At 72.5% G+C, this 18,547-nt stretch carries 16 protein-coding genes and 1 pseudogene; 4 read left to right on the forward strand and 13 right to left on the reverse strand.

The window, feature by feature from the left end; genetic code table 11:
- The first annotated feature begins 176 nt into the window (after positions 1–176).
- Entirely contained in the window at positions 177–4,886 is a 4,710-nt protein-coding gene (locus tag ACFCZF_RS12310) for a PAS domain-containing protein (protein WP_376671611.1), read from the forward strand.
- A 94-nt stretch (positions 4,887–4,980) separates the two neighbouring features.
- On the opposite strand, the gene ACFCZF_RS12315 is transcribed toward ACFCZF_RS12310, so the two are convergent.
- A complete protein-coding gene (locus tag ACFCZF_RS12315; RefSeq protein ID WP_376671612.1) occupies positions 4,981–5,568 on the reverse strand; it encodes a TetR family transcriptional regulator in 588 nt (195 codons plus the stop codon).
- 138 nt (positions 5,569–5,706) lie between these two features.
- On the opposite strand from ACFCZF_RS12315, the gene ACFCZF_RS12320 reads away from it, so the two are divergent.
- Entirely contained in the window at positions 5,707–6,933 is a 1,227-nt protein-coding gene (locus ACFCZF_RS12320; RefSeq protein ID WP_376671613.1) for an MFS transporter, read from the forward strand.
- Positions 6,934–7,152: 219 nt separating this feature from the next.
- Here the strand turns inward: ACFCZF_RS12320 and ACFCZF_RS12325 are convergent, their stop codons facing one another.
- The 3 genes from ACFCZF_RS12325 to ACFCZF_RS12335 all read right to left on the reverse strand — a co-directional run bounded on the left by ACFCZF_RS12325 (position 7,153) and on the right by ACFCZF_RS12335 (position 10,379).
- Positions 7,153–8,829 carry a long-chain fatty acid--CoA ligase gene (locus ACFCZF_RS12325; protein ID WP_376671614.1) on the reverse strand — a complete coding sequence of 559 codons (1,677 nt, stop codon included), beginning with the start codon at positions 8,827–8,829 and terminating at the stop codon, positions 7,153–7,155.
- Positions 8,830–8,969: 140 nt separating this feature from the next.
- Positions 8,970–9,575, reverse strand: a complete 606-nt coding sequence (locus tag ACFCZF_RS12330; RefSeq protein ID WP_376671615.1) for a SigE family RNA polymerase sigma factor — start codon at positions 9,573–9,575, stop codon at positions 8,970–8,972.
- A gap of 477 nt (positions 9,576–10,052) precedes the next feature.
- Positions 10,053–10,379, reverse strand: a complete 327-nt coding sequence (locus tag ACFCZF_RS12335) for a hypothetical protein (protein WP_376671616.1) — start codon at positions 10,377–10,379, stop codon at positions 10,053–10,055.
- A gap of 407 nt (positions 10,380–10,786) precedes the next feature.
- On the opposite strand from ACFCZF_RS12335, the gene ACFCZF_RS12340 reads away from it, so the two are divergent.
- Positions 10,787–11,653: a bifunctional DNA primase/polymerase gene (locus tag ACFCZF_RS12340; protein WP_376671617.1), complete on the forward strand. Its 867-nt coding sequence runs from the start codon at positions 10,787–10,789 to the stop codon at positions 11,651–11,653.
- Positions 11,654–11,797: 144 nt separating this feature from the next.
- Complete coding sequence (locus ACFCZF_RS12345) at positions 11,798–12,256, forward strand: hypothetical protein (protein WP_376671618.1); 459 nt, start codon at positions 11,798–11,800, stop codon at positions 12,254–12,256.
- Here ACFCZF_RS12345 and ACFCZF_RS12350 read toward each other — a convergent pair.
- The 9 genes and pseudogenes from ACFCZF_RS12350 to ACFCZF_RS12390 all read right to left on the reverse strand — a co-directional run bounded on the left by ACFCZF_RS12350 (position 12,253) and on the right by ACFCZF_RS12390 (position 18,524).
- Entirely contained in the window at positions 12,253–13,020 is a 768-nt protein-coding gene (locus tag ACFCZF_RS12350) for a DUF4232 domain-containing protein (RefSeq protein WP_376671619.1), read from the reverse strand. The two genes, ACFCZF_RS12345 and ACFCZF_RS12350, sit on opposite strands and share 4 nt — an antisense overlap.
- A 431-nt stretch (positions 13,021–13,451) precedes the next feature.
- Positions 13,452–13,858, reverse strand: a pseudogene (locus tag ACFCZF_RS12355) (hypothetical protein).
- Positions 13,859–14,334: 476 nt separating this feature from the next.
- A complete protein-coding gene (locus tag ACFCZF_RS12360; RefSeq protein ID WP_376671620.1) occupies positions 14,335–15,441 on the reverse strand; it encodes a tyrosine-type recombinase/integrase in 1,107 nt (368 codons plus the stop codon).
- Positions 15,441–15,650: a helix-turn-helix domain-containing protein gene (locus ACFCZF_RS12365; RefSeq protein WP_011029367.1), complete on the reverse strand. Its 210-nt coding sequence runs from the start codon at positions 15,648–15,650 to the stop codon at positions 15,441–15,443. Before ACFCZF_RS12365 ends, ACFCZF_RS12360 begins: the two co-directional genes overlap by 1 nt.
- Before the next feature lie 2 nt (positions 15,651–15,652).
- Positions 15,653–17,017 (reverse strand): replication initiator protein RepSA, encoded by a 1,365-nt coding sequence (gene repSA, locus ACFCZF_RS12370; RefSeq protein ID WP_376671668.1) that lies wholly within the window; start codon positions 17,015–17,017, stop codon positions 15,653–15,655.
- Positions 17,018–17,138: 121 nt separating this feature from the next.
- Positions 17,139–17,456, reverse strand: coding sequence for a SpdD-like protein (locus ACFCZF_RS12375; RefSeq protein ID WP_376671621.1), 318 nt, complete (start codon positions 17,454–17,456; stop codon positions 17,139–17,141).
- 23 nt (positions 17,457–17,479) lie between these two features.
- Positions 17,480–17,635, reverse strand: a complete 156-nt coding sequence (locus ACFCZF_RS12380; protein ID WP_234956348.1) for a hypothetical protein — start codon at positions 17,633–17,635, stop codon at positions 17,480–17,482.
- Positions 17,636–17,646: 11 nt separating this feature from the next.
- Positions 17,647–17,838: a mobile element transfer protein gene (locus ACFCZF_RS12385; protein ID WP_007388789.1), complete on the reverse strand. Its 192-nt coding sequence runs from the start codon at positions 17,836–17,838 to the stop codon at positions 17,647–17,649.
- A 32-nt stretch (positions 17,839–17,870) separates the two neighbouring features.
- Positions 17,871–18,524 carry a DUF2637 domain-containing protein gene (locus ACFCZF_RS12390; protein ID WP_376671622.1) on the reverse strand — a complete coding sequence of 218 codons (654 nt, stop codon included), beginning with the start codon at positions 18,522–18,524 and terminating at the stop codon, positions 17,871–17,873.
- Between the last annotated feature and the right edge of the window lie 23 nt (positions 18,525–18,547).

Consider the following 18,547-nt stretch of genomic DNA (forward strand, 5'->3'; position numbering starts at 1 on the left):
GGGGGGTGCGCGGCGCTCGGGCACACGTTCTACGTCACTTCCTCGTGCGACCTCCCTGCCATCCCACGCCGCCCGCCCGGCCCCAACCCTTAGACTCCCTCGCGTGACACGCTGCGGGCCGATTGGCAAGATGGCCCGGGCGGTCGGCAAGTGCGGTAACAGGAGGGAAGCGTCTCGTGAGCAGCAGGCCATCCCGAGGCACTGCTCGCCTCGCAGCCATACTGGACGCCCTGCCGGATGCGTTGGTACTGGTCAACGCCAACGGCACCGTCGTCAACGCCAACACCATCGCGCTGGAGGCCTTCGAGACTCCGGGCACCGCGCTGGTCGGGCGCGGGCTGCTGGATCTGCTCCCGCAGTTCGACTCGCGGCTGATCCCCGGGTCGATGCGGCGGCCGGACCATATCGATCCGCGGGCGCGTACCAAGCCCACGCGGATGGTCGCCCGGCGCACCGACGGGACCGAGTTCCCGGTCGAGGTCACGAGCGCCAACCTGGAGACCGGCCAGCAGGCCTACGACAACTACGGCTACACCGGCGACGAACTGCTGATGCTCGTCGTCCGCGACCTCTCCGGCACCGTCGACACCGAGGCCGAGCTGGCCCGTTCGCAGCGGCAGACCGAGATGATCCTGCGGGCCGCGTCCGAGGGCGTCGTCGGGACCGACACCGACGGACGGATCGTCCTCGTCAACCCGGCCGCCGCCCAGATACTGGGCTACCGGGCCAGCGACCTCGGCGGCCGCGAGCTGCACACCCTCGTCCTGCACTCGCGGGCCGACGGCTCGCCCTTCCCGTACGACGAGTCCCCGCTCGCCGACACCCTCCGCTCGGGCCGCAAGCACCGGGTGCGCGGGCAGGTGGTGTTCGCCAAGAGCGGCGACCAGCTGCCGGTCGACCTGACGACCGCGCCCGTGCGCGACGGCGACCAGCTCGTCGGCGCCGTGATGACCTTCACCGACCGGCGCCCCTACGACGCGCTCGTCAAGGAGCACGAGGACGCGGAGCAGCGGCACGCCGAGGAACTGGAGCGGCTCGCCGAGGAGCACGCCTCCGAGCTGACCGCGCTGCGCCAACAGCACGTGAGTGAGCTGGAGGAGCTGCGGGAGAAGCACGCGGAGGAGGTCGCCGCGGACGCCGACCGCTACGCCGCGCTCGGTGAGCGGGAGAAGGACCGCTACGAGGCGATCGCCGCCCGGCACGAGCAGTTGCTCACCCTCCTCGGGGGCTCCCTGCGCGGGCCCCTGGACGAACTGCGGCAGGAACTCGCCGCGCTGGCCGCGGACGACGCCGGGCAGCTGTGGCCCGAGGCCAACCAGGTGCTGCACCACCTCTCGGCCGGTTATTCGCGCATCACCACCCTCATCGACAACGTCCTCGGCTATCAGCGCCTCGACGTCGGCAACGAGAACGTCTCCCGTACGAAGGTGATGCTCGACGCCGTCGTCGCCGCCGGTGTCGACGGTGCCGTGGAACTGATCGGGCCGGGACGGGTGCAGTTCGCCGTGCACGCGCCGCCCATCGAGGCCGAGGTCGACGTCCGGCTGCTGGCCACCGCGCTCGCGCATCTCGTCGCGGACGTGGCGGGCGTCGACGCCACCGGCAACTCGCCCGTGTCGGCGACGGGCGGCTACCTGGACAACACCGTCGTGGTCGCGGCGGCGCAGCGCGGCGAGGTCGTACGCATCGAGGTGCGCGGTCCGTACACCGGGGGAGACCCGGTGCACGAGCCGATCGTGCGGGGCATCGTGCGGGCGCACGGTGGCGTGCTGCAGACGCACGAGGTGCCGGGCATGAGCGGCAACGCGTACGTGCTGGAGGTGCCGATCGGTGGTGGGGCGGGGGCCGTTGAGGCCCATGCTCCGGGCCCGGCCCCAGGACAGGCGGCGCCGGCACCGACGCAGGCAGGGGCCGCCGAGGTCGAGGGTGCGGCGGGTGCCCCGGGTACGGGCAGCGCCCTGGCCGTTCAGGAGCCGGCCCCCGGTGGCGGGCGGCGACGAGCTCGGCGGGCGTCCGTCGACGCGTTCCTGGAGAGCGAGGTCGCGGGCGCGGCGGGCGAGGGCGACGACGGGGCCGCCGCCGGTCCCGGGGGCTCGGGTACCGCACCGACCGGGCGGCGCAGGCGGCGTGCGGTTCAGGCTCAGGATCAGGCTCATGAGCAGGGAGAGGGGTCGCGGGAGCAGGGAGAGGGGTCGCGGGAGCAGGGCCCGGGGTCGCGGGAGCAGGGCCCGGGGGCGCGGGAGCAGGGCCCGGGGGCGCGGGAGCAGGGCCCGGGGGCGCGAGAGCAAGGCCCGGGGTCGCAGGAGCAGGGTCAGGTGGCCGTACCGCTTCCGGTTCCCGCTCAGGCGGCGCCGGGCGAGGGGTCCGGCGGTACCGGGCGTCGGCGCGGGCGGTCCGCGGAGGCCGTCGGTGCCTCCGTCGAGGGGCTGCCCCAAGGCATGCCTCAAGGCCTGCCCGCCGGAGTGTCCGAGGGCGCCGTCGTCATGGCCGGCGAGCACGGCGGAGCGTCCGCGGCCTCCAACACCGGTCTCGGCGGGACCGTACCGCCGCAGGGTGTGCCCGCGCCCGGTGGTCGGCGCGCCCGGCGGGACGGTGGTGAGCAGCAGGCGCTGCCGCCGGCCCTGCCCGCGCAGGCCGGCGAGTCGGGCCCGGACGACGGGTCCCAGCCGACCGGGCGCCGGCGCCGCGCCCTGGCCTCCGCGAACGAGCGTGCCGCCGCGCAGGAGGCGGCGCCGCGTCAGGTGTTCGCCCTGCCGCCCGCCGACGCCGACCGGCCGTCCGACGGGACGGCGGAGCCGCACGGGACGGCCGGCACCGCAGCGCCCGTGGCGGCGCCCACGGGGCAGGTCCAGGTGCCCGGCCCGGCCGCTTCCGGGGACGCCCTGCTCGACGACGGCCGACACGACGCCGTACCGCACGACCAGTCCGACGATCACACCCCGCCGCAGCCGCACCCGGCCGAGGCACCGACGGGACGGCGTCGCCGGGCCGGTGCCGCCGCCCAGCAGTCCGACGAAGCGGCGCCGGCGTCGGCGTCGGCGCAGGGTGGTCGCCCGGCCCAGGGCACCCCCGCGCAGGGGGCATCCGTGCAGGGGGCACCCGTGCAGGGAGCCACCGTGCAGGGAGCACCCATGCAGGGAGCCACCGTGCAGGGGGCACCCATGCAGGGAGCCACCGTGCATGGAGCCCCCGTTCCTCCGCAGAACACGGCCCATCGGAACACCGCCACGCAAAACACCGCCGCACAGAACACCGCCGCGCGGAACACGGCCGCGCAGAACACGGCCGGTCAGGGCGTACTCGCCCAGTCCGCACCGGCGCCCGGGCCCGCGCCCGCACCTGCCGCCCACCTCGAGCCGCCCCACCCAGAGTCACCCCACCCCGTCGAGGCCGCCGCCGACACCGCGCAGCCCGCTGCCGCCGGTCAGCCGGCCGCGCAGCCGTGGCCCGCCGCCGCCGACGCCACAGGCACCGGCACCGGCACCAGCACCGGCACCGGCACCGGCACCGGCACCCGCGTACCGCCGGGGGGCGCCACCGGGCCCGCCCCTGCCGCGCCCCCGGCCTCGACGCCCCCGCAGGGCGTCCCCGCCCCCACGCCGAGCCAGGGGACCCCGCTGCCGCCGGAGAACGCCCCCGCTCCGCGCGCGGCGCAGCCCCTGCCCGCCGAGGCGTCCGCGCCCGTCGACCCGAACTCGACGCAGGGACGGTCGATCAGCGTGCGGACGCTGGGCCAGGGCGTGCCGTTCAACCGGCAGGCGGTCCAGGTGCAGCAGCCGTCGGCCACACCCGCCCCGCATCAGCCGGGCGGCTCGGGCCGGCGCCGCAAGCTGGGTACGCCGCCCGACCCGGCCGCCGCGCGGCCTGAACCGTCGGCCCGCCCGCATCCGCCGACCGAACAGCCGCCCGCCGCCGCGCAGCCGAAGACCCAGCCCCAGTCCCAGTCCCAGCCCCCGGGCCGGTCGCAGGGGCAGGAGCAGCCGTCCCTGGCCGGCGGTCAGCCCCGGCGCGCGCCGGTCACCGAGGGCGCCGGTCGGTCGTACGCCATAGGGGCGCCGGACAAGAACGCCGCCGAGGGGCCCGAGCCGCTGGACGGGCCCGGCGGGGCCGTGGAGGTGGCGGACCCGCCGCGTCCGCAGCCGATGGACGACGAGCTGCCGCCGGAGCCGCTGGACAACCCGCGCCGGCTGCTGGTGTGGCCCGCGCCGGACGTCTCCACGCAGCAGGCGCTCAGCGACCGCGGCTACCGGCCGGTGATCGTGCACTCGCGCGAGGAGGTCGACGCGCAGATCGCGGCGTTCCCCGCCGCGCTGTTCGTGGACCCGCTGACCGGGCCGATCACCCGTACGGCGCTCCAGTCGCTGCGGCAGGCCGCCGTGGCGGCCGAGGTGCCGGTGCTGGTCACGGCCGGGCTCGGACAGGCCTCGCGCGATGCCGCATACGGCGCCGACCCGGCCGTACTGCTGAAGGCGCTCGCGCCCCGGGACAGCGAGCAGCACCCGCCTCGCGTGCTGCTGATCGAGGAGCACGCGGAGATCGCGCTGGCGCTGACGGCGACGCTGGAGCGGCGTGGGATGCAGGTGGCGCGGGCGGCGAGCGACGCCGACGCGGTGACGCTGGCGGGGCAGTTCCGGCCGAACCTGGTCGTGATGGACCTGATGCGGGTGCAGCGGGGGCAGGCCGGGTACGCCGGGATCATCGACTGGCTGCGCGCGAACGGGCAGCTAAACCGCACTCCGCTCGTCGTCTACACCGCCGCCGTCGACCAGGCCGACCTGCCGCGGCTGGCCTCGGGCGAGACGGTGCTGTTCCTGGCGGAGCGCTCCACGAGCGGCGAGGTGCAGTCCCGGATCGTCGAGCTGCTCTCACGGATCGGGACCAACTGACGCCGGCCCGAGCGCTGCTCCCGCGGACCGGGACCAACTGACGCCGGCCCGAGCGCTGCTCCCGCGGACCGGGACCAACTGACGCCGGTCCGGCTCAGCTGACCTGGCCGGAGACGATCCTGCGCGCCGCCTCCTTGATCGAGGCGCGCAGCCGGTCGGCGTCCGTGTCCTCGCCACCGACCAGGATGCGCTTCATCTGCGGCACGACGGTCGCCCAGTTGGTCATCGCGACCAGCAGGAAGAGCAGGTCGGGCGCCGGAATCGCGTCGGTGACCACGCCGCGCGCCTGGGCGTCCCGTACGGCGGCGACCTTGCGGGCGTAGTGGTCCTTGCGCTCGGCCTCGTGGGGCAGCTCGGCCGTGCCGTACTCCATGCCCTCCCAGAAGAGCAGGCGGAGCAGCTCGGGGTGGGCGGCGTGGTAGTCCATGAGGCGGTCGACCCAGCCCTCGATGTCGTCCGGGTCGACGGGGACGGAGATCGCGAGGTCGAGCATCTTCTTCTCGAGGACGGAGGCGAACAGCTCGCTCTTGTTGCCGTAGTAGGCGTAGATCAGCTGCTTGTTGGCCTTGGCCTCGGCCGCGATGCGGTCGATGCGGGCGCCGGCGATGCCGTAGCGGGCGAATTCGGCGACCGCGGCCTCGAAGATCCGGGCCTTGGTGGCCTCGGGGTCCCTTGCTCCCATGGGGACAGGGTAGCGGGGCGGGCGCGGTAACCAACTATTTGGTTGACAGGGCGGGGGGGGGGCGCGGAACAAACTCCGGGAGTCGATTCCAACCAACCAGTTAGTTGTTAATGTGCGCTCGAAGGAGTCGCTCCGCTCATGTCCTCACCGTCAGCAGCCACCACCCGGACCACGCCGGAGGGCGAGGTCCGCGACGCGCTCCGGAAGAGGCCGTCCGCCTCCTCCCGCCTCTTCCTCCCCCTGATCGCCGTCTGCACCGCCGTCACGGCAGCCAACATCTACCTCGCGGCGCCGCTGCTCCCCCTCATCGCCCACGACTTCGGCTCCACGCCCTCGGCGGTGGCCTGGCTCGCCTCGGTCGCGCAGTTCGGTTACGCGGCCGGCCTGCTCTTCTTCGCACCGCTCGGGGACAGCGTGAACCGGCGCCGCCTGGTCGCCGTCCTGGCGCTGGTCGCCGCGGCGGCCCTGGTGGTCGGCGCCGCGTCGGCCGGGACCGGCGCACTCGCGGGCGCCGTCCTGGTCGCCTCGGCCGCGACCGTCGTACCGCAGCTCCTGGTCCCGCTGGTCGCCGAGCGCGCGCCCGCCGACCGCCGGGCCCGTCATGTCGCGGCCGTCATCGCCGGCCTGTTCGCCGGCGTCGTCGCGGCCCGCGTGCTCGGCGGGCTGGTCGGGCAGGCCTTCGGCTGGCGCGTGGTGTTCGTGGGCGCGGCCGTACTGACCGCCGTGCTGGGCCTGGCGACCGCGTACATACTGCCCGCGCAGCGGCGTCGGCGTGAGGGCTCGCTGTTCGCCGGGCTCGCCGCGCTGCCCGGCGTGGTGCGCCACTCGCCGGACCTGTGGCGCGCCTGCGTGCGCCAGGCGGGGATGTACGGCGCCTGGAGCGCCCTGTGGACCTCGCTGGCGCTGCTCCTGGCCGGGGGCGAGGGCTACGGCATGACCACCGCCGCGGCCGGGCTGTTCGGCCTGTTCGGGCTCGCGGCGAGTGTCGTCGCACCGCTCGCGGGCGGCCTGGTCGACCGGTTCGGCGCCGCGAAGGTCGTACGGTCCGCGTATCTGCTCGCCGCCGTGTCGGTGCCGCTGTTCTGGCTGGGCGGGCAGGCGATGGCGGCCCTGTGCGCGGCGGCGGTCCTGGTGCACGCCGCCCTGGTCGCCTCCCACGTCGCCAACCAGACCCTCGCCCTGACCACCACCTCCGCTCCTGCCACCGCCAACACGGCGTACGTCGTGTCCGGCTTCGCGGGCGGCGCCCTGGCCTCGGCCCTCGCGGGGCCCGCGTACGGCCACTGGGGCTGGGGCGGGGTCTGCGCGGTGGCGGGGGCGTGGCTGGTGCTGGGGTGGGCGGCGACGGCCGTACGGACGCGGTGAGCGCGGACGGGGCGGACGCAGCGGACGGGACGGACGGGACGGACGGGACGGACGGGACGGACGGGGCGGACGGGGCGGACGGGGCGAGCGAAGCGGTGGGCACGGATGCCCGGGCTCGTACGCCGGGCGCTCGTACGCCGGGGGGAGGCTCCCCACCCGGCGCACGAGCGTCAGTCGCGTCAGTCGCGTCGGCCGCGCCAGCCGCGTCGACCCCGTCGCTCAGAGCCGGGTGACGTCCAGCCCGCCGTCGGCGTACTGCCTGCGCAGCACCTTCTTGTCGAACTTGCCGACGCTCGTCTTCGGCACCGCCTCGATGATCGTCCAGCGCTCCGGGAGCTGCCACTTGGCGATCTTGCCGTCCTCGGCGAGGAAGGCGCGCAGGGCCTCGAAACCGACGCTCGCGCCCTCCCTGAGGACGACGGTGGCCAGCGGGCGCTCGCCCCACTTGTCGTCGGGGACGGCGACCACGGCGGCCTCGGCGACGTCCGGGTGGGACATCAGGGCGTTCTCCAGCTCGACGGAGGAGATCCACTCGCCGCCGGACTTGATGACGTCCTTGGCGCGGTCGGTGAGGGTGAGGAAGCCGTCGGGCGAGATGGTGCCGACGTCGCCGGTCTTCAGCCAGCCGTCCTCGCTGAACTTGTCGGCGGGACGCAGCGGCTCGGCGCCCGGGCCGTTGTAGTAGGCACCGGCGATCCAGTTGCCGCGGACCTCCAGCTCGCCGGCGGACTCGCCGTCCCAGGGGAGACGCTCGCCGCCGGGCCCGGTGAGCCGGGCCTCGACACCGGCCGGGAAGCGGCCCTGGGTGAGGCGGTACGCGAACTCCTCCGGCGTCCCGACCGCGTGGGCCGGCGGGCGGGCGACCGTGCCGAGCGGGGAGGTCTCCGTCATGCCCCAGGCGTGGCAGACCCGCATGCCGAGCGCGTCGAACGCCTCCATCAGGGAGGGCGGACAGGCGGAGCCGCCGATGGTGACCTGGGTGAGGGACGAGACGTCCCTGGGCTTCGCGGTCAGCTCGGCGAGCAGGCCCTGCCAGATGGTGGGGACGGCGGCGGCGTGCGTCGGCTTCTCGCTCTCGATCATCTCGGCGAGCGGCGCGGGCTGCAGGAAGCGGTCCGGCATCAGCATGTTGACGCCGGTCATGAAGGTGGCGTGCGGCAGGCCCCAGGCGTTGACGTGGAACTGCGGAACCACGACAAGCGAGGTGTCCTCGTCGGTCAGGCCCATCGACTGGGCCATGTTGACCTGCATGGAGTGCAGGTAGATGGAGCGGTGGCTGTAGACCACGCCCTTGGGGTCGCCGGTGGTCCCGGAGGTGTAGCACATGGCGGCGGCGGCACGCTCGTCCAGCTCGGGCCAGTCGTACGCCGTCGGCTTCCCGCCGATCAGGTCCTCGTACTCGTGCACCTGGACCGACGCCCCGTCCAGCAGGGAGCGGTCGCCGGGGCCGGTGACGACGACGTGCTCGACCGTCTTCAGGTGCGGCAGCAGCGGGGCGAGCAGGGGGAGCAGGGAGCCGTTGGCGATCACGACGCGGTCGGCCGCGTGGTTCACGATCCAGGCCAGCTGCTCGGGCGGGAGCCGGAGATTGAGGGTGTGGAGGATCGCGCCCATGGAGGGGATCGCGAAGTAGGCCTCGACGTGCTCGGCGTTGTTCCAGGCGAGCGTCGCGACTCGCTCGTCGCCCTGGACCTCCAGGTCCTCGCGCAGGGCGTGCGCCAGTTGTGCGGCGCGGGCGCCGATCTCGGCGAAGGAGCGGCGGTGCGGCTCGTCCTCACCGGTCCAGGTGGTCACCTGGGAGCTGCCGTGGATCGTCGACCCGTGGGTCAGGATCCTCGATATCAGCAGCGGTACGTCCTGCATCGTGCTCAGCACGGTGTCCTCCCGGGGCGACATTGCCTACGCGGCGGTAAGGGTTGCGCTGATTCTGCGCACATACCGCGCGGTATGTCACTACTCCCGGGTGATCGATCAGTGGGCGTTGCCCGGCAAGGTGTCCGACCAGGGCACTCGCCGACGGTCCGCAGAGCGGTTCGTCACCGAACAATCCCCAGCTCAGGGTCTTCCCGGAGCTTACCGAGCGCCCGCGACACCGCCGACTTCACCGTGCCCACGGAAACTCCGAGCACTTCGGCCGTCTGGGCCTCGCTGAGGTCCTCGTAGTACCTGAGGACGACCATCGCCCGCTGCCGGGCGGGCAGCTTCATGATCGCCCGCCACATCGCGTCGTGCAGGGCCTGGCGCTCCGCCGGATCGTCGCCGGCGGGGACGGGCTCCGGCTCCGGCAGCTCGTCGCAGGCGAACTCGTCGACCTTGCGCTTGCGCCACTGCGACGTCCGGGTGTTCAGCAGCGCCCGGCGCACGTATCCGTCCAGCGCGCGATGGTCCTCGATACGCTCCCAGGCCACGTACGTCTTGGTGAGCGCGGTCTGCAGCAGGTCCTCCGCGTCGCTCGGGTTCGCGGTCAGCGACCGGGCGGTGCGCAGCAGCACCGGCTGGCGGGCCCTCACGTACGACGAGAACGACGGGTACGGGAAGGTCTGCGGCTTGGCCGCGGCCATGGCTGTGGCCTTGACCGGGGCCTTGGTCGGGGCCGCGGCCGTGGCGGCGTTCGAAGCGCTGGTGCAGACGGGTGTGGTCATGGCTCAACGCTATGAGCGAGGGGGTGTCCGGCGGATCGGCCGCAGGTCCCGAAGGAGAGTCCGCCTCAGGTTGTAGGGGTGGTGCCGGCTGCACCTCCTGTAGGTGGACGAGGGGAGGAGGGGTACTGCGGGTTCACCCCTGGGGGCTCCCTAGGAGGCGGCGCACCTCAAGACGCACGCACGTCGCACGCACGTCGTACGCGCGGTCGTAAGCGCGTCGTTGGCGCGTCGTTGGCGCGTCGTGCGGGCGCCTCGCACACGCCTCGCGTCGCCTTGCGGACGCCTCGCACACGCCTCGCGCACGCCTTGCGGACGCCTCGCACACGCCTCGCGTCGCCTTGCGCGCGCGAAAACGCCTGGGCGGCGATACCGGAGTTACCGGAGTACCGCCACCCAGGCGCCTTGCGACCCCATGAAGCACACCCGCACAGAGACTGAGGGACCGGCGCGGGAGCGCACCCGCACCGGTCCCTCAGCTCACCACCACAGCGGGGAGAAGCTGACGGCCACGTTCTCGTTGCCCTGGTTGATCGCCGTGAACGCGGAGCCGTCGACCTGCGCGGTGTTGCTCTGGTTCGAGGCCCCCGAGCCGACCGCCTGCTGCTGCGTGGTGGACGAGTTGCCGTTGTTGTCCCCGCCGACGCCGCTGCCGAGGATGCCCGCGAAGGCCTCCGAAGCGGTCGCGTTCGATCCGTCGTCCGCGATGGCTCCGTTGTCCGCCGTCGCCATGCCGCTGAAGAGGGCGGCGGCGAGCGGAAGGGCGGCGACAGCGGCGACGACGCGGGCGGTACGGATGCTTGCCATGTTGTTCCTCCAGAACAAGTGCGCACCGGCTTGCGGCCGACAGCGCGAGAAGTACGTGAAGTAGAGCGGCAGTAGAGCTGAAGTGGAGCCGAGTAGAGCTGAAGTAGGGCTTGTGCCAAGGCAGTTGGCCGACCGCCTCGACGCTGTGCACGACGTCGCGTGATCAGAATTGCCCACCGAATCCCCGGCGAACCACCCCGGAAGCCCTGATTCGCCCTCAAGCGTGATGACAAGTCGATAAACCCCTTTGCTTCCCTTCCGTCCCAGCTCGGGGCAGTGCGGACAGCTCCACCCCAAGCGCCGCAAGAGGTGAAGCGTTCCGGCACTTTTTCCGCCCGCCACCCCTCCCCGGCGCGTCGCGCGCAATCACCCTTCCCTTTTTCGAACGTACGTACGAACATAGACCCATGGCCACCACCGACCGGCAGGCCACGACGCTGGCCCTCGCACACGCCCTGTCAGCCGCCGAGCGCGGACTGGCCGTCATCCCCCTGTCCCGGACGAAGCTCCCGGCCCTGCGCTCCCCCCACCGCGACGACCCGGCACCGGCCCCCTGCCACGGCGAGTGCGGCCGCTTCGGCCACGGGGTCTACGACGCGTCCACCGACCCCGCCCGCATCCGCGAACTGTTCGCCGCCGCGCCCTGGGCGACGGGCTACGGCATCGCCTGCGGCCTGCCGCCGCACCACCTGATCGGCGTCGACCTGGACACGAAGTCGGAGACGGACTCCTCGGCCGCCCTGCGCGAACTCGCCCTGCGCCACCTGTTCACGATCCCGCCCACCGTCGTCGTACTGACCCCGAGCGGAGGACGCCACCTCTGGCTGAGCGGCCCGCCCGACCGCGTCGTCCCCAACTCGGCCGGCCGCCTCGCCCCCGGCATCGACATCCGCGGCGCCGGCGGCTACCTGGTCGGCCCCGGCTCCCGCACCCGGCACGGCGCGTACGCCACCGCACCCGGCACGGCCCACCTCGCCCCCGCGGCCTGCCCGCCCGCGCTCCTGCGCCTCCTGCTCCCGCCGCCACGCGCACACCAGCAGGCCCTCTCCACGACGGAGGCGCACGGTCAGGGACTCGTCCAGTTCGTCCTCGCCGCCCACGAGGGCCAGCGCAACACCCGCCTGTTCTGGGCCGCCTGCCGCGCCTACGAGGACGGCGTCGGCCCCGCCCTCGTGGACCCCTTGATCGAGGCGGCCCTCAACACCGGCCTGGGCGAACGCGAGGCCCGCGCGACGATCGCGTCAGCGGCCCGCATGACGGGCCACCACCCCTGACACGCCGACGGGAACACACCCCCAGCCGGTCCGAAGACACCGGCCGCCCCTCCTCCGCACGAATCCCGAAACCCCAAAACCCCAGAACCCAAAACCCCAAAGCCCCCAAAGTCCCCAGAACCCCCAAAGAACTGAAAGTCCCCCATGCACGACCGCTCCAAAGTGCCGACCATGTCGCTGACCCGGGTCGTCCTGTCCTCCGGCCGCGGCGTCGACCTCGCCGAACTGCGGCTCACGCCGACGTACGGCGGCCTGCTGGAGGGCTACCCCTGCCGCCCCGTCAACGACCTGCGCATCAAGGCGCTCCAGCGCACCGCCGAGCGGATGTCCCCCACCACACCGGTGCACCTCGTGCCGCCGCCCCGCGAGTACCCGCACCAGTACGCGGGCGCCTTCGGCCCCGTCGAGTTGCTGCCGCGCGTGGCCTGCGTGGGCCTCTTCGCCTCCACGGTCCTCGACCCGGCCAACGACCCGGTCCTCCACCGCTCCGGACTGACCGTCATCTGGTTCCAGCCCACCCCGCACGTGCCGGGCTCCTGCGACACGGAACCCGCGCTGCGGGACGTCGACTGGGCAACCTTGGCCCGGGACTACGAACTCTAGGCCCGCGGCCGCGCGCCCCCGCCCGCCGTCTCGCCCTTCTGCCAAGCCCGGACACCCAGCTTGCCCGTGGTGCCGAGGTCGAGGTTCGGCGTGACCATCACGGGGTCGGAGCCGGCCTCGGCCCTGACCCTGACGTACGGCACGGTCACCGCCTCACCGAGCTGTGTGGTGTTGCGCCACGCCAGTCCCGAGACGGCGGACTCACCCGGCTCCAGCGTCACCGGCCGAGGCACCCCACCCCCCTCTCCGGCCATGTGAATGCCATGGGTGCCCCGCAGGATGTCGATCCCGTCGACCGGTTCGAGGTCCTCGTCGAGCAACTGCAGTACCGGGTAACCCTCCAGGGAGTACGGGCGACTGCCGCAGTTCTCCAGATGCAGCCCCACGACACGCAGCCCCATGGCCGCGTCCCCCTTGTCGTCGGTGAGACGCAGCCCGGACGGCGGGCAGGAACCCGCGGGCGCCGGCGCCTCGTCCGCGGGCACCCGCTTCACATCCATGATCCGCACGTGCTCCGCGCCCAGGCTGCGACCGCCCTGATACCCGACGTCCTCAAGCGTGCGCCGCACGGTACGCCCCGCCCCCACGGACGCCACCGTCTCCTCGGCGTCCGACATCGCCCTGCCCTGGTCGTCCACCAGGGAGAAGGTAATGGTGTACGTGAAGGGCTCGGCCTCCTGATTGGTCACGGAGTACGCGACCACACACGACGAGTCCCCGCCCCGGGACTCGTCCGGCAGCCCCGGAAGGCTGTCCGCCGTCACGGACACACCGGGTCGCCCGCTCCCCCGAGCACCGGGAGAGGCACTCACCCCGCCACCGGCCCTCTCGACCATCCCGACGATCCGCACCCCGTCCCGCGCCTGCCCCGCACCACCGGCACCTTCCCCGCCACCGCCACCTTCCCCGCCACCGCCACCGCCACCGCCACCGGCACCGGCACCGGCACCGGCACCGGCACTGGCACTGGCACTTACGCCACCGGACGCCCCCGCCCCGCACCGATCCTCCGGCGCACCCGCTCCCCCGACTCCCCCCGCATCCGACGCGTCGTTCTGAGTACCACAGGCACCGAGCAGAAGACCGGCGACGAGAACACCGGAGACCACAAGCGGCGCGCGGAGCTGGGGGATTCGCATCGCCCCACCCCACCAGCCCGACCCCGTTACGACCGTGGCGGAAGCCACACTTCCGGTCACAGCCCTGTCACAGCCTCACCTCCTCGCTTCACGGAGGCGATCACGGCGCCGAGTGCGGAGGTCACAGCGAGGCTCCCCACCATGACCATCCCCACACCCACCACGAAGAGGCCACTGGAGTCGTCCGACCAGTCGTAGTAGGCGGAAGCGGTCAGCCCGACGGTGAGCCGACCACGGCGCCTGCGACATAGCGCCGGGACGCCGCCCAGCACACCGGCGCCAGCAGAGTCAGCACGAGCCCGATCACCTGCCATGCCTCGTAGGGCCCAGTCGTCGAACCGTCGGCGTGCACATCACGCTGCTGGTCCCACCCCAGCCAGGCGGCCCACAACGCCGACGTCACGCCGGCCAGTACGAGGCCCCACACCAGCTGGGGGACGGGCTTCGGTCGTCGTTGTTCCATGCCCCAAACGTTCAGGCCCGCCCGCCCGGCCGACCAGAGCGCAAGTACTCAGATCAACCCGAGTACGCGAGACGGTGCTCGGCAGGTAGCGCGCACAGCGACGGCCCCCGACCGTAACGCCTGGTCAGGGGCCGTTCATCACTGCGGTGGGTGTGGGATTTGAACCCACGGTGACATCGCTGCCACGACGGTTTTCAAGACCTTTCGGTGATCACCAAGGGTGAGGTCTACGCCGCAGGTAAAACAACTGCCAACACGTTGGCAGGCCAGTCGTAAGCATCACCGTGCCCGCTGCGTGCCCCAGTAGAGAACACCGTGGGAACGTGGGAACCGGTGATCCCCCGCACTGCGGCGGCCTCACCAAAAGCAAGGGCGGACACACGAGATCGCCGGTCCATGTCCCCGAACTTGTCAGCACCCGAGGCAAAAACAGCGTAGCCCGAAACGGCCAGCCCTCGGCACCGATTTCACGGCCCTCAGGACTCGCCCAACCACTCGTCGGCAGCGGCGGCCACCTGGTCATCACGACCGGAAACCGGACGGGCATAGTGCCGGGTTGTGACGCTCGCGTTCGAGTGGCCGAGCCGATGGGCAGCGGTCATCACGCCGTACCGGTCGGCGACCCAGGTGCCATGCGAGGCACGCAGATCATGCGGGGTGACATCGGTCAGGCCAGCAGCCGATACGGCGGGATCGAAGTACGCCTTGCGCCACTGGTTGTAGCGCAGGGGCTTGCCGCCGGGAGTCGTGAAGAGGAGCGCGCCATCACCACCGGGCAGAGTCTCCAAGTGCCGGCCGAGCCTCTTGGCGAGGGCCGGGCCCACGCGGAGCAGTCGCTTCTGATGCGACTTGGGAGTGTCGAAGACCAGCGTGCCGTTCGCCTCGGCCAGGTTCTCGTCGACCAGGACGAAGCCGCCGGACACGTCGATGTCCACGCGCCGCAGGGCGAACGCTTCGCCCACCCGCAGACCTGCGTATGCGAGGAGCGCGATCAGCAGGTCATGCGGCTTGGTCGCGCCCTTGACGATCCGCGACGCTTCCAGCGGCGTGAGGATGTGCGGTTCCGTCTGCGGCATCCGAGGCAGCCTCACGCCCCTACACGGTGTCTGCGGGATCATGTCGTTGTCGACGGCAGAGCGCATGATCTGCGACAGCACCCGGTACGCCTGCCGGATGCGCGAGGCGCTGAGCCCCTTGGTCCGCATCGCCCCCACCCACTCGGTGACCGTGATGGGCCGAAGGCTGGAGAGTTCACGATCACCAAGTGCCGGATTGATCAGCGAGTTGATCAGAGACCGGTACGACGCCTGAGTCTTGTGCTTGAGCTGAGGCGACACGGCTGCGAGCCAGCGAGCCGCCCAGTCGCGAACGGTCGTCTGCCCCTCGGCCGGGTCGAGCCAGCGCCCCTCTTCGATCTCGATGCGCTTCCGCATGAGCCAGCGGTCAGCGTCCGTAGTCGTGGCGAACGTCCGGTCCGCAGGGCGCAGCACACCATCAGGCCCCGGATAGCGAGCTTGGAACCGGCCGGACGGCAGCTTGCGGACACGGCCGAAGCCCCGGCGGGACTTGCGCTTGCCAGCCATCAGGCAGCCCTCCTGAGTCCTGTGGGCCGCAGGAGGATCGGTTCCACGGTGTTGGCGCTCACGTACGCTTCTACGGCGGTTTCAGGGATACGGACGTGCCGGCCGACCTTCACGAAGGTGATGCGGCGCTCCTCGATGAGGCGTCGAGGAAAGCGGACCCCCGTGCCAAGGCGTTCGGCGACCTGGTCCACGGTGAGAAGCCGGTCCACAGTCACCGCTCCCCCTCGTCTGCCGTCAGTCCGGCCAACGCGTCGCGGGTAGTTTCACGATTGGTCTGGAGCCCGCGCGCGATGGTGTCGGCGAGGACGGATTCACCAGGGCTGTGGCCGTGTCCGGCGTACTGCCAATCGGTGAGGACGAGGACGGTGTCCGGCTCGCGATCGTCCAGGGCGAGGGCAGCGTTTTCCTGGGCTGCGCGGTAGTCGGCGCGTGTCTGGCGCAGGGCGCCGAGGGTGGTGGAGTAGCGGCGGGACTTGGAGGAGAAGTGGCCGCGGAAGCCGAGCATGTGAGCCCAGGCCCAGAGGCGCCGGTCCGGGTAGAGGCGGTCCAGGTCGCGGCATGCGGTGATGAGTCGGCGGGTGTGGTCGGGGACCTGGTGGCGGTCGAGTTCGGCGAGTTCGCCGATGCGGCGGTCGAGCGTGCCGGTGTTCTCGGCGGCTTTGGTGGAGTACTTGGCGACGTAGGAGGCGACGGCCTGTTCGGTGATGTCGGAGCCGTCGCCGAAGGCCTTCACCGGGCGGACGTCGAGCTGTGTGCCCCAGCGGAAGGACCGGGCCGGTTGGTCCCCGGCGGCCGGGACGGAGACGGACGTGTAGGAGTGCGCCGCAGCGGCGTGGATGGCGTCGGCGAGGAGATTGACCGTTGCCCAGGCGGGCGGCGGTGTTCCTGGTCCGTCCGGTCCGTCGAGCCGGATCACCGCGTGGAAGTGCAGGGCACCGCGCTTCTGGAATTCGGCGACCTTGCCGTAGGAGACGCGGAGTCGGTCGGCGAGTTCTCGGCGGGTGAGGCCGGCGCGGGCGGCGAGTTCGCGGCGCAGGCGGGTAGTGAAGCGCTGCCAGAGCTGTCCGGCGTGGTTGTTGAATAGGACGGCGCCCGCGTAGTCGTACGTTGCCGGGTCGAGGGCAGTGCCCAGTTCCCGAGCGTCCGGGGCGTGTTGGGCGCCGCAGCGGCAGGCGCCGTGATCGGGCCGGTTGTGGACCGGCCCGAAGGAGGGAGCGGTGAGCGTGGCGAACACGCGCGGGTGATCCCGGACGGTGGTGGGGACGTCTCGGCGGTCGTCTCCGGCCAGGCCCGCGCGGATGAGGTGGTAGGTGTCGCCCGCATAGGTCCAGGCGCAGGAGGGGCAGCGGGAGGCACGGCGGTTGCCGCAGGCGAGGCGGAGGCGTCCGCCGGGCTCAACGGCGGTGGTGTAGTGGTGCAGGGTCGCGCCGGTGGTCTTGTCTTTGTGGAGGGTCCAGCCGGTGAGGTGGATGGGGTCGGAGCAGCCGCCTGTGCGGCGAATCTGGTCTTCCCACCGGGTGTAGTCGGGGGCCGAGGCGACGCGGAGGAGGTCGCCAAGGGTGATCGGGTCGAGCAGCGGGCATGCGCGGTCGGGGCGGGGTGCGCCATGCTGGGTGCTTCCTTCCGGTTGTGAGATCGGTTGGGGATGGCGCCCGGGCGGCGGATGCTTGGCGGTATCGAGGCCGCCCGGGTGCCGGTCAGCGTCGTTTGGCGTCGGTGTGGACGAGGGAGCGGATCACCAGGGCGCAGACGGCGATCGAGGCGCCGGTGATGGCGACGGCCAGAAGCATCGAGACGAGTACGGCGCCGACGACCAGGACGACGGCCGTTCCGCCGCCGACGAGAGCGAGGGCGGTGCCGGGGGTGAGCTGCACCGTGGGCCGGGACGGCGCCGGAGCGACCGGAGCAGGAGGCGGAACCTGCACGCTCGGCACCACGGCGGTCGGCTCCACGACCACGGGCGGCGTGAGGTGGCCGGCGGGCGTGGGGTTGGTCGGGATCTTCGGGCGGAGCATCGGTGTTCTCCCTTCAGGTCGTGCTACTTGACGAAGCCGTTGACGACGGAGGCCAGCACGCTGTCGGCGATGAGGAAGCCGCCGAGGAGGAGTACGGCGATGAGCCACCAGGGCGGGCGGATGAGCTTGACGCCGAGGTAGCCGACGGCGAGGAGCGCGAGCCAGAGCGGGACGTCCATCGGGTGGCCTCCTAGCTGACGCGGCAGCGGTGGGTGCGGGCGGCGAGCTGTGCGGCGGACTGGCTGGAGTAGTCGGCGGACCATCCGCAGCGGTCGTTGGTGCACACGGCGGCGTGTTTGGTCTGGCCCCTGCGATCGCGGTGGGTGCCGATCTGCACTGGGCCGATCCGCATGACGGAGTGGAAGAAGTCGCGGGCAGGCATGTCAGCCGGTCTCCTGTCGGGGTGCGGTCGGGTCAGGTGAGTTGGGCGGCGATGGCGTCGGCGAGGTGAGGCGGGACGCCGAGGCGGGCGCGGAGGGTGTCGGTGTCGATCGGGGCACCGGTACGGACGTGGTGGTCGTCGGCGACCTTGCGAGCGTGTTCCACGAGCGCGGCCGGGACCGGCACGGCCGTGGGCAGGGCAGGGGCTTCCTCGATCTGCGGGGCGACGGGGGGTTCAGGCGCCAGGCCCGGCTCAGCGGCAGGCGTTTCGGGCGCGAGGTCCGGAGCCGGGTCTGAGGGTGCCGGCGGAGCCGGGGAAGGTTCTGCGGGTGAGTGGGCGAGGAGGGTGCCGCCCATGAAGGCCAGTGCGGGCCAGGCCGCGACGAGGATGCGCAGCCAAGGCGGGACGTCGCCGAGGTCGAGGAGCCCGGCGGTGGCGACGTTGGCGCCGAGGGAGGCGACGAGGGCGATGAGGAACCAGCACCAGGCCAGCCGGGACGGTCCGTCGGCACGCAGCCTTCGCCAGGCGGCGACCAGGAGCAGGTCGACCGAGACGGGGTAGGCCCAGGCTTTCCATCCGGTCTGTCCGGCAGCGGCGGCGAGGTCATGCAGGTGGGCGAAGGACAGCGCCCCGGCGATGACGGCCTGAACGAGTACGGCGTCGATACGGAGAGCGGGGCGGGCCATCACGGCTCCTTCCTGTGATCAGG

This window comes from Streptomyces sp. NPDC056296 (assembly GCF_042268605.1).
GTDB lineage: Bacteria > Actinomycetota > Actinomycetes > Streptomycetales > Streptomycetaceae > Streptomyces.